General features: G+C 72.0%; 13 protein-coding genes. 5 read left to right on the forward strand and 8 right to left on the reverse strand.

Annotation, left to right across the window (positions count from 1 at the left end):
* Positions 1 to 93: 93 nt before the first annotated feature.
* Positions 94 to 747: a TetR/AcrR family transcriptional regulator gene (locus tag ACIG5F_RS46825; RefSeq protein ID WP_396526830.1), complete on the forward strand. Its 654-nt coding sequence runs from the start codon at positions 94 to 96 to the stop codon at positions 745 to 747.
* Here the strand turns inward: ACIG5F_RS46825 and ACIG5F_RS46830 are convergent.
* Entirely contained in the window at positions 662 to 1,591 is a 930-nt protein-coding gene (locus tag ACIG5F_RS46830) for a LysR family transcriptional regulator (protein WP_396526802.1), read from the reverse strand. The two genes, ACIG5F_RS46825 and ACIG5F_RS46830, sit on opposite strands and share 86 nt — an antisense overlap.
* Positions 1,592 to 1,743: 152 nt before the next feature.
* Here ACIG5F_RS46830 and ACIG5F_RS46835 point away from each other — a divergent pair, with 152 nt between their 5' ends.
* Both ACIG5F_RS46835 and ACIG5F_RS46840 read left to right on the forward strand, forming a co-directional pair.
* A complete protein-coding gene (locus ACIG5F_RS46835) occupies positions 1,744 to 2,682 on the forward strand; it encodes an LLM class F420-dependent oxidoreductase (protein ID WP_396526804.1) in 939 nt (312 codons plus the stop codon).
* On the forward strand, positions 2,679 to 3,464 hold the full coding sequence (locus ACIG5F_RS46840; RefSeq protein WP_396526806.1) for an alpha/beta fold hydrolase: 786 nt from the start codon (positions 2,679 to 2,681) through the stop codon (positions 3,462 to 3,464). Before ACIG5F_RS46835 ends, ACIG5F_RS46840 begins: the two co-directional genes overlap by 4 nt.
* A gap of 1 nt (position 3,465) precedes the next feature.
* Here the strand turns inward: ACIG5F_RS46840 and ACIG5F_RS46845 are convergent, their stop codons facing one another.
* The 6 genes from ACIG5F_RS46845 to lpdA all read right to left on the reverse strand — a co-directional run bounded on the left by ACIG5F_RS46845 (position 3,466) and on the right by lpdA (position 9,975).
* A complete protein-coding gene (locus tag ACIG5F_RS46845) occupies positions 3,466 to 3,924 on the reverse strand; it encodes an ArsR/SmtB family transcription factor (RefSeq protein ID WP_396526808.1) in 459 nt (152 codons plus the stop codon).
* Positions 3,925 to 3,929: 5 nt separating this feature from the next.
* Entirely contained in the window at positions 3,930 to 4,967 is a 1,038-nt protein-coding gene (locus ACIG5F_RS46850) for a serine hydrolase (RefSeq protein ID WP_396526810.1), read from the reverse strand.
* Positions 4,968 to 5,025: 58 nt separating this feature from the next.
* The gene (lipB, locus tag ACIG5F_RS46855; protein ID WP_396526812.1) at positions 5,026 to 5,757 is read right to left on the reverse strand and encodes a lipoyl(octanoyl) transferase LipB; all 732 of its coding nucleotides are present in this window, start codon (positions 5,755 to 5,757) and stop codon (positions 5,026 to 5,028) included.
* A 9-nt stretch (positions 5,758 to 5,766) separates the two neighbouring features.
* Positions 5,767 to 6,663 carry a TIGR01777 family oxidoreductase gene (locus tag ACIG5F_RS46860; protein ID WP_396526814.1) on the reverse strand — a complete coding sequence of 299 codons (897 nt, stop codon included), beginning with the start codon at positions 6,661 to 6,663 and terminating at the stop codon, positions 5,767 to 5,769.
* A 150-nt stretch (positions 6,664 to 6,813) separates the two neighbouring features.
* Complete coding sequence (gene sucB, locus ACIG5F_RS46865) at positions 6,814 to 8,550, reverse strand: 2-oxoglutarate dehydrogenase, E2 component, dihydrolipoamide succinyltransferase (protein WP_396526816.1); 1,737 nt, start codon at positions 8,548 to 8,550, stop codon at positions 6,814 to 6,816.
* A 54-nt stretch (positions 8,551 to 8,604) separates the two neighbouring features.
* On the reverse strand, positions 8,605 to 9,975 hold the full coding sequence (gene lpdA / locus ACIG5F_RS46870) for a dihydrolipoyl dehydrogenase (protein WP_396526818.1): 1,371 nt from the start codon (positions 9,973 to 9,975) through the stop codon (positions 8,605 to 8,607).
* Positions 9,976 to 10,175: 200 nt separating this feature from the next.
* Here lpdA and ACIG5F_RS46875 point away from each other — a divergent pair, with 200 nt between their 5' ends.
* The gene (locus tag ACIG5F_RS46875) at positions 10,176 to 10,514 is read left to right on the forward strand and encodes an oxidoreductase (protein WP_396526820.1); all 339 of its coding nucleotides are present in this window, start codon (positions 10,176 to 10,178) and stop codon (positions 10,512 to 10,514) included.
* On the opposite strand, the gene ACIG5F_RS46880 is transcribed toward ACIG5F_RS46875, so the two are convergent.
* A complete protein-coding gene (locus tag ACIG5F_RS46880) occupies positions 10,499 to 10,948 on the reverse strand; it encodes an OsmC family protein (RefSeq protein ID WP_396526822.1) in 450 nt (149 codons plus the stop codon). The two genes, ACIG5F_RS46875 and ACIG5F_RS46880, sit on opposite strands and share 16 nt — an antisense overlap.
* A gap of 66 nt (positions 10,949 to 11,014) precedes the next feature.
* On the opposite strand from ACIG5F_RS46880, the gene ACIG5F_RS46885 reads away from it, so the two are divergent.
* Entirely contained in the window at positions 11,015 to 11,563 is a 549-nt protein-coding gene (locus tag ACIG5F_RS46885; protein WP_396526824.1) for a GNAT family N-acetyltransferase, read from the forward strand.
* The last annotated feature ends 130 nt before the right edge of the window (positions 11,564 to 11,693 follow it).

Consider the following 11,693-nt stretch of genomic DNA (forward strand, 5'->3'; position numbering starts at 1 on the left):
CGGTCTTCGGCATACTCGCGGTATGTCCGACACGGCGACCATACCATGGGTACGTACCGACGGTATGGCGATAGGGTTGTGAGCGTGGCGACAGTGCGGTCGAGACGGCTCGAATACTCGGAATCCACCAGGGACGCCCTGGTGGACAGCGCTGTGGAGCTGTTCACCAAGCGCGGCTACGCGGGCACCTCGCTGGACGAGGTGGCCAAGCGGGCGCGCGTCACCAAGGGCGCGCTCTACCACCACTTCAGCGGCAAGCAGGCCCTGTTCGAGGCGGCCTTCGACACCGTGGAGACCAAGGCGATGCGCCGGCTCGGCGAGATCGTCAGCAGCCCCGGCCACCCCTGGGAGACGGCCATGGCCGGCCTGCGGGCCTACGTGCGGGTCTGCCTCGACCCGGCGTTCCAGCGCATCGTGGTGCACGAGGGCCCGGTGGTGATGGGCTGGGCCCGCTGGCGCGAGGCCGAGGAGCACTTCAGCTTCGGCATCATCCGCTCCTCGGTGGCCGCCCTGGTCGAGTCGGGCGAGATCGAGGAGATGCCGGTCGAGGTGATGTCCCGTCTGCTCTACGGGGCGCTGTCGGCCGGCGCCAGCATGATCGCCGGCGCCGCCGACCCGCGCAAGGCCAGCGAGGAGGTGGCCTGGTCGATCACCCGAGTGGTCAGCGGCCTGCGCCGACCGGCAGCAGCAGGTGCGGACGGGCCACCGGAGCCGGCCGATCCGTCGTCCCGGCGTCGTCGCCGCTAGCCAGCAGCGCGGCCAGCAGGGCCCCGGCGGCGGCGTTGGACCGCTCCGGGTGCGCCAGCATCAGCTCCCACTGCGGCGGTTCGCCCTGCAACTCGACGAACCGCACTCCCGCACGACCTCGGGCGGTGCTGCGCGGCAGCACCGCGACGGCCAGGCCGGCCGCCACCACGTCCAGCATCGTGTGCACGTCGTCGGCGTGGAACGCGACCTTGCCGCCGAACTCGTTGCCGCCGCCGGGAAAGTCGACGAGCGTCTCGGCCCGCAGCTCACCCAGGCCCACGGCGTTGCGCTGGGCGAACCGGTGCTCGGGCCCGCAGGCCACCACCGCCCGCTCCGGCCGCAACGGCGTGACCGTCACCCCTTCGCCGCCGGTGGCGGTCCCGGCCAGGCGCGAGGCCGGCATCAGCAGCAGGGCCAGGTCCAGCCGCCCGTCCCGGACCTGGTCGAGCAGCCGGGACGAGCCGTCATGGCCCAACACCACCTCCACGTCCGGGTGCGCCCGGTGGAACCGGCCGAGCGCGGACATCAGGGCACCATGGTCGACAGCCCGGGCCAGACCGACGCTGACCCGGCCGCGTAGGCCGCCCTGCACCGCCGCGACCGCCTCCCGGGCGGCCGTCACCGTGCTCAGGGCCCGGCGGGCCTCCACCAGCAGCGCCCGGCCGGCGTCGGTCAGCCGGACCTGGCGCTTGTCCCGGACGAACAGCTGGGCCCCCAACTCCCGTTCGAGCGTCTGGATCGAGGCGGACAGGCTGGACTGGGCGATGTGCAGCCTCCGGGCCGCCCTGGTGAAGTGGCATTCCTCCGCTACGGCGACAAAATGCGACAACTGGCGCAACTCCATGCTGATCACCTGTGTTCTTGGCGGTATTTGGCTGGCAACAGCACGCGGCGTCACCACTGACCTTAGGTCTGTGACCGGTCGGCGGGCAGTAGCTGATCGATTCATTTAGTGCCGAACGGACGGCCCGGCGCGAAGTGGCTAGGTTGGTGCCCGTGGACTTCCGGATCTTCACCGAGCCCCAGCAGGGGGCCACCTACGACGACCTGCTCCGAGTGGCCCGCGCCGCCGAGGACGCCGGGTACGACGCCTTCTTCCGTTCCGACCACTACCTGAAGATGGGGTCCTCGGACGGGCTGCCCGGATCCACCGACGCCTGGATCACCCTCGCGGGCCTGGCTCGGGAGACCTCCCGGCTGCGGCTGGGCACCCTGGTGAGCCCGATCACCTTCCGCCACCCCGGCCCGCTGGCGATCTCCGTCGCCCAGGTCGACCAGATGTCCGGCGGCCGGGTCGAACTGGGCATCGGCAGCGGCTGGTACGAGGCCGAGCACACCGCCTACGGCATCCCGTTCCCGGCGCTGGGCGAGCGCTTCGACCAGTACGAGGAGCAGGTCGAGATCATCGCCGGCCTGTGGGGCACGCCGGTCGGCCAGACGTACTCGTTCGCCGGCAAGCACTACCAGCTCACCGACTCGCCGGCGCTGCCCAAGCCGGCGCAGAGCCCGCGCCCGCCGATCCTCATCGGCGGCGGCGGGGCCAAGCGCACGCCGCGGCTGGCCGCCCGCTTCGCCGACGAGTTCAACATCGGCTTCACCTCGATCGAGAACGCCGCGGCCCAGTTCGCCCGGGTCAAGGCGGCGTGCGAGGCGATCGGCCGCGAGCCGTCGTCGATCATCCTGTCGGTCGCCCACCCGGTGGTCGTCGGCCGCGACGACGCCGAGGTGGCCCGCCGGGCCGCCGCCATCGGCCGCGACCTCGACGAGCTCAAGCAGCACAGCTTCGCCGGCACCGCCGCCGAGGTCCTGGACCGGATCGGGGCCTGGCACGAGGGCACCGGCGCCAACCGGATCTACCTCCAGCTGCTGGACCTGACCGACCTGGACCACGTGGACTTCTTCGCGGCCGAGGTCGCCGCCAAGTGGGCCAAGTGACCGTCCTGCTGCTGCACGGGCTCGGCGGCGACCACCGTGGTCTGCGGGAACTGGCCGACGCGCTCGACGGGGTCGACGTCGTCGTGCCGGACCTGCCCGGCTACGGCGAGTCCCCGCCGCTGACCGTGCCGCACACCCTGGAGAACTACGCCGCCGAGATCGAGCGGCTGCGGCTGTCCCTGGGGCTGGACCGGTTCGTGCTGGCCGGCCACTCGCTGGGGGCGTCCATCTCGCTGGTCTACGCCGCCCGGTACGGGGCCGCGCTGGACGGGCTGTGCCTGTTCAACCCGGTGTCCGAGGCGACCGGGGCGACCGCGTGGCTGGGCAAGCTCTACTACCGGATCGGCTCCTGGCTGCCGGCCCGGGCGGGCCGCATCTGGCTGTGCAGCAAGCCGGCGGTGTACCTGGCCGACGCGTTTGTCATCGTCACCAAGGACAAGGCGCGGCGGCGGTGGATCCTCGACATGGACTACGAGAACTACCGCAACGCCAGCGTGCGGGCGATGACCGAGGCGTTCCTCAGCTACTTCGACACCAGCTTCGCCGGGCTGGCGGCCTCGGTCGACGTGCCGACCCTGGTCGTCACCGGCACCCGTGACGGCATCGCCCCCGTCGACGCCGTGACGGCGTTGCAGCGGCGGATCTCCGACTCGGAGCTGGTCGTGGAACCGGGTGCCGGACACCTCTTCCCCGCCGAGGACCCGGCACGGGCGGCCGAGCTGCTCACTGACTTCCTTCGGCGAGTCCCGCTGTCCGGCACACCGAATGTCGATTTCGGGTAGCTCACCGCAGCTGGCCCGCCACGTCCGCGGCGGCCGTGAGGATCACCAGCAGTGGGATGACGGCCGTCGGCGGCACCCGGTAGCTGCCGCGGCTGTCCTGCTCCACCGCCTTGGCCGTGACCAGGGCCTTCAGGTGGTGGTAGAGCTGGCCGGTGGAGCGCAGCCCGGCCGCCTCCGACAAGGCGGGGGCGGGCTGCGCACCGTGGGCGATCAGGTGCCGGACGATCGCCGCCCGCACCGGGTGGCCCAGCGCGGCCAGCAGGTCCACCCGCGGGCCGTCCGGCAGCGTGAGCGTCGCGTCCACGCCGAACCGGATCTGCCACGACAGGTCGCCGTTGAGCCGGACATCGCCCTGGTAGCCGACGATGCCCGCCTCCAACCCCTCGGGCGCGGCGGCGACTCCCTCCAGCGCCGCCACGCGTCGTTCGAGGTCAGCCAGCCGTTCGTCGTAGTCAGACACGGTCGTCAAGCATGCACGAGCTCCCGGGAGACCCGCTGCCAGGTCGCCGGGTCGCGCAGGAGGCCCAGCCCGATCTGCACCGAGTAGTCGCCGACGCCCGCGTTCATGGCCAGCCAGTCGGACCACGACAGCTCGGACACCATGATGGTGGCCGTGACCACGGTGCCGTCGGCGCGGCGCAGGTAGAGGGCCATGTCGATCACCCCGGGGTGCGACCCGCCCTTGTAGCCGATGCCCAGTTCGCCCGGCAGCGTGCCGCCCTGCGTGGGCAGTTCCAGGTAGTGCTGCCCAGGGACGCGGCCGGTGGCGATGGACCGGAACAGCGAGGCCAGATCCCTCGGCGTGGCGCGGTTGGTGGTCTTCGTCCAGGCCAGCATCGCGTCCGTGGTCGGCACGTCGCTGAGCTCGGCCAACGCCCGCGTGCGGAACGTGGCGTCGGCCAGGAACCGGGCTGCCAGCTCGTCGTTGGCGCCTGGCCACCACAACCGCAGCATCTGACCGAGCTCCGGGGCCACCTCGGCGTTCGGCCAGCCGCCACACGCGGCCGTCCGGCGCAGCGCCGGCACGCCGAGCCGGTCGCGCAGGTAGTCGGCGGCCGCGTTGTCGCTCTGGACGATCATCGCCTGCACCACCCAGTCCAGCGGGATCAGCTGGTCCGGGTCGGCGGCGTACTTGCCGTTGGCCGGGATGCCGAGCATGGCCAGCGAGTTCGGGTGCGCGTCGCCGTCCATGCCGGGCAGGAAGTACGCCTCCCAGTCCCGGATCCTGATCCGCCGCTGCGGGTTGATGCCGCTGCCGGCGAACGTCGCCGCGTGGATGGACTTGTAGGTGGACGCCGTCGGCACCCGGCGATCGGCCTGCCACGCCAGCCGATGGCCGCGGTCGTCGTCGGCGTACAGGCTGACGTGCTCGCGGCGCTGCGCCAGCCACTGGATCCAGTCGGTGGCCGGCGGCGTGGGCGTGTCAGCCACCGCGTGACCGGCCAGCAGCGGGACCGCCGCGACCGCCGCCGCACCGGCCAACAGGTGTCGTCGAGACAGCATGGAACCCCCTCTTCCGTTTTTCCGTAGTTACGGAATATCAGAGAAGGGGGGGTGGGTGTCAGGAGGACAGCGAGAAGGTCACCCCGGCGGCGGTCGGCTGGTCACGCTCGATGTCGCGGACGGTGACCGGCAGCGTGCCCTCGATCGCGGCCAGCACGGCCGCCTGGACCAGCGGCTGGACCTCGGCCACGGTGACGTCCCGGCCGAGCTCGGCGCTCAGCGAGGTGACGCCGGCGTCGCGGATGCCGCACGGGATGATCTTGCCGAAGGCGTCCAGGTCGGCATTGCAGTTGATCTCCAGGCCGTGCATGGTGACGCCGCGCTGGACCCGGATGCCGATGGCGGCGATCTTGCGCTCCGGACGGTCGCCGTCGGCGGCCAGCCACACCCCGCTGCGGCCCTCGACCCGGCCGGTGGCCAGGCCGAACGAGTCGCACACGTGGATCAGGGCCTGCTCGATGCGCCGCACGTAGTCGACCACGTCCACCGGGTCGGACAGCTTGACGATCGGGTAGCCGACCAACTGCCCGGGACCGTGCCAGGTGATCTTGCCGCCGCGGTCCACGTCGATCACCGGCGTGCCGTCCTGCGGCCGGTCCTCGGGCTCGGTGCGCTTGCCGGCGGTGTAGACCGACGGGTGCTCCAGCAGCAGCAGGGTGTCCGGACCCGCGCCGTCGGCCCGGGCGTTGAGCAGCTCCCGCTGCAACTCCCAGGCCTGCGCGTAGTCGATGGTGCCCAGCGGCCGCACCTGCACGGGATCGGCCGTGGCACGGCAGGAAGAGGTCGTCACATACCGACTTTACGCCCGCGCCCCGAGCACGTCCCCGAGCGCGGTGGCCAGCGTCTCGTGCTGGAACTGGAAGCCGTGGGCCAGCAGCGCCGCCGGGGTCGCCCGCTGGCCGATCAGGATGCCCTCGTCGGCGAACTCGCCCAGCACGGCCCGGATCGCGAAGCCCGGCACGGTCCACGGGGTCGGTCGGCCCAGCGCCTCGCCCAGCTCCCGGGTCAGCTGGGCGTTGGTCAGCTGCTCCGGCGCGCACAGGTTCACCGGGCCGGCGATGTCGTCGTGCTCCAGCACGAAGCGGATCGCCGCCAGCTCGTCGTCCAGGGAGATCCACGGCCAGAACTGCCGGCCGTCGCCCAGCTTGCCGCCCAGCATCAGCGACACCAGCGGCCGCAGCTTGCCCAGCAGGCCGCCGGACTCGGCCAGCACCAGGCCGGTGCGCAGCAGCACCACCCGGGCCCCGGCGTCCTTGGCCGGCCGGGTCGCCGACTCCCATTCGTGCACCAGGTCGGCCAGGAAGCCCCGGCCCTTCGCCCCGGACTCGTCGACCTCACGATCGCCGGTGTCGCCGTAGAAGCCGACCGCCGAGGCGTTCACCAGCACCGGCACCTTGTGCTCGGCGACCGCCGCCGCCAGCACCTCCGTCGGCTCCACCCGGGAGTCCAGCAGCGTCTGCTTGCGGGCCTGGCTCCACCGCTTGTCGCCGATGCCCGCCCCGCACAGGTTGAGCACCGCGTCCACGCCGTCCAGCGTGCCGTCCTGGATCCGGCCCGCCGGCGGGTCCCACGTCCGCTCGTCCCGGGCCGCCGCCGGCCGGCGCACCAGGCGCAGCACCTCGTGACCGCCGTGCCGCAACACCGGCAGCAGGGCGGAACCGATCAAGCCGGACGAGCCGGCCACCACCACGCGCATACCCAGATCGTCCCTCGCGAACCTGTGCGCCGCAGCACCGGGGTCCCCGGCGAGTCGCGCTCCGGAACACACCGAAACACGGATTCGGGCAGATCCTGGACTGGGTCCACGATCTGCCCGAAACCTCCATTCGCCAGGGACTCGCGGGAGTCAGAGGCCGAGGTCGGCCTCGAAGGCGCCTTCCTCCAGGCGGTGCTTGATCGTGGTGAGGAAGCGGGCCGCGTCCGCGCCGTCCACCAGACGGTGGTCGTAGGACAGGGCCAGGTACACCATGGACCGGATGGCGATGGTGTCGCCGCCGGCCTCGTCGGCCACCACGACCGGGCGCTTCACCACGGCGCCGGTGCCGAGCATGCCGACCTGGGGCTGGTTCAGGATCGGCGTGTCGAACAGGGCGCCCCGGCTGCCGGTGTTGGTCAGCGTGAAGGTGCCGCCGGCCAGCTCGTCCGGCTTGATCTTGTTGTTGCGGGTCCGCTCGGCCAGGTCGGCGATCTTGCGGGCCAGGCCGGCGATGTTGAGGTCGCCGGCGTTGTGGATCACCGGCACCATCAGGCCCTTGGGCGAGTCCACCGCGATGCTCAGGTGCTCGGCCCCGTGGTAGGTCACCTCCATCGTCTGGTCGTTGATGGAGGCGTTGACCTGCGGGTGCTGCTTGAGCGCCTCGACCGCGGCCTTGGCGAAGAAGGGCAGGAAGGACAGCTTCACGCCCTCGCGAGCCTCGAAGCCGCGCTTGGCGCGGTCCCGCAGCCGGGCGATCCGGGTGATGTCCACCTCGATCACGGTGGTGAGCTGCGCGGAGACCTGAAGCGACTCGACCATGCGCTTGGCGATGGTCTGCCGGATCCGGGTCATCTTCTGCGTGGTGCCCCGCAGCGCCGCCGCCTCGGGCGACGGAGCGGCGGACGCGGCGGCCGGAGCCGACGCGGCGGGGGCGGCGGCAGCGGGGGCGGCCGGAGCCGGGGCGGGGGCCTTCTTGGCCTCCACGGCGGCCAGCACGTCCTGCTTGCGGATCCGACCGCCGACACCGGTGCCCTGAAGCGAGTTCAGGTCGATGCCGTTCTCCGACGCCAGCTTGCGGACCAGCGGCGTCACGTACGGAGCGCCGTTGGCGTCGTCCGAAGCAGCCGGGGCCGAAGCGGGCGCGGCGGCGGCCGGCGCGGGGGCCGGGGCGGCCGGAGCCGGGGCAGCGGCCACGGGGGCCGGGGCCGGAGCGGCCGGAGCCGGGGCGGGAGCAGGCGCGGGGGCCGGTGCCGGAGCCGGGGCGGGGGCCGGGGAGCCGGAGCCGATGACGGCCAGCTTGCCGCCGACCTCGACGGTGGCGTCCTCGCCGGCCGAGATCTCCAGCAGCGTGCCGGCGACCGGCGACGGGATCTCGGTGTCGACCTTGTCGGTGGACACCTCCAGCAGCGGCTCGTCCACGTCGACGTGGTCGCCGACCTGCTTGAGCCAGCGGGTGACCGTGCCCTCGGTGACGCTCTCGCCCAGCGCCGGCATGGTGATCTCGGTGCCCTCGGCGGGACCGGCCGACGGGGCCGGGGCCGACGGGGCCGCCGCCGGAGCCGGAGCGGCCGGGGCCTCGGCGGCCGGAGCGGGGGCCGGGGCCGGCGCGGCGGCGGGCTCGGGGGCCGGCGCCGGGGCGGGGGCCGACGCGCCGTCGCCGATCACGGCGAGCTCGGCGCCGACCTCGACGGTCTCGTCCTCCTTGACGAGGATGCTCTGCAGCACCCCGGCGGCCGGCGACGGGATCTCCGTGTCGACCTTGTCGGTGGAGACCTCCAGCAAGGGCTCGTCGACCTCGACGCGCTCACCTTCCTGCTTGAGCCAGCGGGTGACGGTGCCCTCCGTGACACTCTCGCCGAGTGCCGGCATCTGGACGGAGAAGGCCATGGGTTAGTGACTCCTCGTGCTCGTTGCTCGCGTGGCTGACTGTGTGCCGACGGGTCAGCCGTGCACGTGCAGCGGCTTGCCGGCCAGGGCGAGGAACGCCTCGCCGAGGGCTTCTGTCTGGGTGGGGTGGGCGTGGATCAGCGGGGCGACGTCCTCGGGGAACGCCTCCCAGTTGTAGATCAGCTGGGCCTCGCCGATGAGCTCGCCGACGCGCTCGCCGACGAGGGTGACGCCGACGACCGGGCCGTCAGGCGCCTTGACCAGCTTCACGCCGCCGCTGGTCTTGAGGATCTGGCTCTTGCCGTTGCCGGCCAGGCTGTAGAGGTAGGTCGTGGCCGAGCCGTACTTCTCCTTGGCCGCGGCCTCGGTCAGGCCGACCGAGGCGACCTCCGGGTTGCAGTAGGTCACGCGCGGGATGCCGGCCTCGTCGATGACCCGCGGGTTCTGCCCGGCGATGTCCTCGGCCACGAAGATGCCCTGCTGGAAGCCGCGGTGGGCCAGCTGGAGGCCGGGCACGATGTCGCCGACGGCGTACACGCCGGGCAGGTTGGTGCGCAGCCGCTCGTCGGTGATGACGAAGCCGCGCTCCATCCGGACGCCGGCCTCCTCGTAGCCGTGGCCGGCGGTGTTCGGGCCACGGCCGACGGCCACCAGGAGCAGGTCGGCGTCGAGCACGTCGCCGTTCTCCAGGCTCACCGACACGCCGGTGTCGCTCTGGGTGGCGCCGGTGAACTTCACGCCGGTCTTGAACTTGATGCCGCGCTTGCGGAAGGCGCGTTCCAGCTGCTTGGAGGCCCACTCGTCCTCGGCCGGGACCAGTCGGGGCAGCGCCTCGACGATGGTCACGTCGGCGCCGAAGGAGCTCCACACGCTGGCGAACTCGACGCCGATGACGCCGCCGCCGAGCACGACGACCTTCTCCGGGACCCAGTCCAGGTTCAGGGCCTGGTCGCTGGTGATGACCCGGCCGGTGATCTCCAGGCCGGGCAGGCTGCGGGCGTAGGAGCCGGTGGCCAGCACGACGTTCCTGCCGGTGTAGCGGTTGCCGTCGACGACGACCGTGTTGGGGCCCTGGAAGGTGCCGGCGCCCTCGACGAGCGTGACCTTGTTGGCCTTCACCAGGCCCTGCAGGCCCTTGTAGAGGCCGGAGATCACGCCGTCCTTGTACGAGTTCACGCCCGGCATGTCGATGCCCTCGAGCGAGCTCTTGACGCCGAACTTGTCACCCTCGCGGGCCGCGTCGGCGACCTCCGCCGCGTGCAGCAGGGCCTTGGTCGGGATGCAGCCGCGGTGCAGGCAGGTGCCCCCCAGCTTGTCCTTCTCGACCAGGATGACGGACAGGCCGAGCTCGGCCGCGCGGAAGGCGCAGGCGTAGCCGCCCGAGCCGCCGCCCAGGATCACAAGGTCGGCGGAGGTGTCGGTCACGGGATCTCCTCGACTGGCAACAGTGGCAATTCGTGGTCTGCGGGTCGCTCGCGCGTGTACGCGCGCGTCAACTGTGGCCATCTTGTCACTTCGCCGTCGCGGCTGCCCTGACCGGGGGAGGGATCGAGTGCGTTTCACACTCTTCGAGCCCCGCTGCTGGCACGATTGACTTGAGACGTCCGATATGGGAGGAGGCGCCGGTGGGCCTGTTCGATCGTTTTCGCAGGACGGGGCGTCCAGGCGTGACCCGGGGCGCGACCTCGCACGACACCTCTCACCTGGAGGCATGGGCGGGATCGCACCGCGGGGTGGAGGCCTTCGTCGAGCCGCGGACCACGGTGACGGAGACCACTGTGGTGTTGGTCGCTCATGACGGCGAGTGGACCCGCCGCCGCATCGGCGACGAGCAGGCGGCGTTCCGGCTCGGCCGCAAACTGGGGATCCCGGTCTACGAGGTGAGCAAGGTCGGCTACCCCCGGCGCATGCGCGAGTACACCGCCCGGCTGCGCACCCAGACCCGCCGTCAGGCCGCCGACTGAGCGGTCTCGACGGTCACGGGGAAGTTCACCGAGTTGGCGATGAAGCACAGGTGATGGGCCTTCTCGTGCAGCTCGGGCAGCCGCTCGTGACCACTGTGGACGGTCACTTCCGGCCGTAGCGTCACGCTGGTGAACCGGCCGCCGCCGTTCGCCTGCTCGACCATCGTGCCGGTCGCGCGGTCCCGGTAGGCCGTGACCACGATGCCCGCCTCGGCGGCCAGGCCCAGGAACCACAGCATGTGGCACTGGGCCAGCGAAGCCACCAGCAGCTCCTCGGGGTTGTAGCGATCCCGGTCGCCCCGGAAGGCCGGGTCGGAGGAGCCGGGCAGCGCCGGCTTGCCCTCGACGCTCACCTCGTGGGCCCGCGAGTAGTCCCGGATCCCGGTCGTCTCACCCGTCCAGGTGACGTTCACCTCATACCCGTGTTCACGCATACATTTTGTATACACGCAACCGGCGCGGGGTGGAGGCGTCTTTCGGACACGAAGATCGGGGGACCCATGGCGCTTTCCGCCGTCCGCATCGAGTCCGACCGCCTCGTGCTGCGCAAGTCGCGCGAGTCCGACCGGGAGCGGCTCATCGAGCTGCGGACCGATCCCGAGGTGGGCGCTCACATCGGCGGGCACAGCACCCGGGAGGCCGTCGAGCGGCGCATCGCCGAGATCGGCATGGCCAACCTGACCGCGGCCGCCGGCCTCTACGTCATCGCCGACAAGGAGTCGGACGTCTTTCTCGGCACCGTGCAGCTCATGCGGCCGCCCGCCGACCAGCCCGGCCATCTCACCGAGGGCGCCGAGGAAATCGAGCCCGGCTATCTGCTGCACCGCTCGGCCTGGGGCCGTGGCTACGCCTTCGAGGCCACCACGGCGGTGCTTCGCGCCGGCGCCGCCGAGCTCCCCGAGCAGCCTGTCATCCTGCGCACCCAGGCCGCCAACACCCGGTCCCGCCGCCTCGCCGAACGCCTCGGCTTCCGCCTGGTCCGGACCTTCGTGGCCTGGGACGCCGAGCAGCTCCTGTACGCGGCCGACCTGCACTCCTTCAAGGCCTGACGGCCCCGCCCGACCGGCCGGGCGGGGCCGCATGGGCGCTTGGAAGGGGGCTTTCCTCCACTCCGAGTGGAGGAAAGCCCCCTTCCAAGCTCAGGAGTGGGTGCGGAGGGTGATGGTGAAGGAGTGGGCG

Origin of the sequence: Kutzneria sp. NPDC052558, from assembly GCF_044547355.1 — a bacterium.
In the GTDB taxonomy this organism is placed as follows: domain Bacteria; phylum Actinomycetota; class Actinomycetes; order Mycobacteriales; family Pseudonocardiaceae; genus Kutzneria.

Excerpts from the sequence above, each read along its gene's own strand:
- ACIG5F_RS46830 (WP_396526802.1), bottom strand. The coding sequence starts at position 1,591 with ATGGAGTTGCGCCAGTTGTCGCATTTTGTCGCCGTAGCGGAGGAATGC.
- ACIG5F_RS46850 (WP_396526810.1), bottom strand. The coding sequence starts at position 4,967 with ATGCTGTCTCGACGACACCTGTTGGCCGGTGCGGCGGCGGTCGCGGCG.
- ACIG5F_RS46860 (WP_396526814.1), bottom strand. The coding sequence starts at position 6,663 with ATGCGCGTGGTGGTGGCCGGCTCGTCCGGCTTGATCGGTTCCGCCCTG.
- sucB (WP_396526816.1), bottom strand. The coding sequence starts at position 8,550 with ATGGCCTTCTCCGTCCAGATGCCGGCACTCGGCGAGAGTGTCACGGAG.
- ACIG5F_RS46880 (WP_396526822.1), bottom strand. The coding sequence starts at position 10,948 with ATGCGTGAACACGGGTATGAGGTGAACGTCACCTGGACGGGTGAGACG.
- ACIG5F_RS46885 (WP_396526824.1), top strand. The coding sequence starts at position 11,015 with ATGGCGCTTTCCGCCGTCCGCATCGAGTCCGACCGCCTCGTGCTGCGC.